This window comes from Pseudomonas moorei (assembly GCF_008801475.1).
Taxonomy (GTDB): domain Bacteria; phylum Pseudomonadota; class Gammaproteobacteria; order Pseudomonadales; family Pseudomonadaceae; genus Aquipseudomonas; species Aquipseudomonas moorei.
Map to the genome: position 1 here is coordinate 1 of NZ_VZPP01000042.1, position 1,393 is coordinate 1,393.

The window sequence follows — 1,393 nt, forward strand, 5'->3', positions numbered from 1 at the left end:
GCCCAGTTGCGCGCTGCGGAGACCAATCCGCTGGCCATTGCCGTCTACGACTCCATGGCCGAAAACCAGGACTACGCCGACAAGCTGGACCGCCCCAGCTGCCAGGACACTGGGGTGATTCAGTACTTCATCAGCGCGGGTGCCCGGTTTCCGTTGTTGGGCGAGCTGGAGACCATCCTGGAAAACGCAACAAAGGAAGCGACCATCAAGGGTCCACTGCGCCACAACGCGGTGGAGACTTTCGTCGAGAAAAATACCGGCACCAACACGGGCTCAAAAATCCCGTGGCTGGACTGGCAAATCATCCCCGACGCTGACTACGCATTGATCGACGTGTACATGGCCGGTGGCGGTTGCACGTTGCCAGGCTCGGCGAAGGTGTTGATGCCTGGCCAGGGCTATGAAGGTGTGACCGAATTCGTTTTCGACGTGATTACGTCCCGCGGCGTGAACGCTTGCCCACCATTGTTGGTTGGCGTGGGGGTATCCACTTCTGTGGAAACCGCAGCGCGTTTGTCCAAACTGGCGATCCTGCGCCCGGTGGATTCGAGCCACCCCAATGAAAGTGCTGCGTTGATGGAAAGGCTCCTCGAGGAGGGCCTAAACGAAGTCGGTATTGGCCCGCAGGGCCTGACCGGTAACAGCAGTGTGATGGGGGTGAACATTGAGTCATCCGCGCGCCACCCTTCCACCATTGGCGTGGCCGTGTCCACCGGTTGCTGGGCGCATCGCCGGGGCAAGATCCGAATCAATGCCGACCTTTCCTACGACATCCTCTCCCATGAAGGAGTAGTACTGTGATTAAAGTCCTCAATACCCCGATCAAGGACGAAGATCTCGCAGGCCTCAATGTCGGTGACGTCGTTTACCTTACCGGTCAGTTGGTGACCTGCCGTGACGTGGCACACCGTCGCCTGATTGAGCTTAAGCGCGAGTTGCCCGTAGATTTGAAGGGCGGGGCCATTTTTCACGCTGGGCCTATTGTTCGTAAGAAAGATGATGGCAGCTTCGAGATGGTGTCGATCGGACCAACCACCAGCATGCGCATGGAAAAATTTGAACGCCAATTCATCGAAGAAACTGGCGTTAAAATGATCATCGGTAAAGGTGGCATGGGCCCGGAAACAACCGCTGGCTGCCTGGAAAACAAGGCGGTGCATGCGGTATTCCCGGGCGGTTGCGCGGTGTTGGCCGCCACCAAGGTGGAAGAAATCGAGCGTGCCGAGTGGCAAGATCTGGGCATGCCGGAAACCCTTTGGGTGAACCGGGTGCGCGAGTTCGGCCCGCTGATCATTTCCATCGATACCAAAGGCAATAACCTGTTCGAACAGAACAAGGTGCGCTTCAACGAGCGCAAGGGGTCGATCATCGAGAAGATCAACGCCCAGGTACG

Annotated in this window: 2 protein-coding genes; both read left to right on the forward strand. The window is 57.6% G+C overall.

The window, feature by feature from the left end:
* On the forward strand, window positions 1-801 hold an 801-nt coding region (gene ttdA / locus F7R06_RS30635), incomplete at its 5' end, for a L(+)-tartrate dehydratase subunit alpha (protein WP_151149732.1).
* A partial coding sequence (gene ttdB / locus F7R06_RS30640) for a L(+)-tartrate dehydratase subunit beta (RefSeq protein ID WP_151149733.1) occupies window positions 798-1,393 on the forward strand: 596 nt, incomplete at its 3' end. The genes ttdA and ttdB, both read left to right, overlap by 4 nt.